This window comes from Candidatus Protochlamydia sp. R18 (genome assembly GCF_000648255.1).
GTDB classification, from domain to species: domain Bacteria; phylum Chlamydiota; class Chlamydiia; order Chlamydiales; family Parachlamydiaceae; genus Protochlamydia; species Protochlamydia amoebophila.
This window is the reverse complement of sequence record NZ_BASL01000231.1, coordinates 1-201: the sequence shown is the minus strand read 5'-3', so window position 1 is coordinate 201 and position 201 is coordinate 1. Positions and strand designations below refer to the sequence as shown.

Annotated in this window: 1 pseudogene; it reads left to right on the top strand. The window is 37.3% G+C overall.

From position 1 onward, the window contains the following. Positions 1-201 (top strand): annotated as a pseudogene (locus TY19_RS00185) (hypothetical protein); the annotation flags it as partial.

Here is a 201-nt window from a genome sequence, read left to right as displayed (position 1 = left end):
GAAACCTTTAGTAGCTTTGCAGCATTTAGATTTAAGTAATTGCAATAATCTCACTGATGAGGGATTAACCCATTTGAGGCCCTTAGTGGCTTTACAGCATTTAAATCTGAGTAGATATAATCTCACCGATGATGGATTAGCGCATTTGACACCCTTAACGACTTTGCAATATCTAGATCTGAGTAGTTGCTATAATCTCAC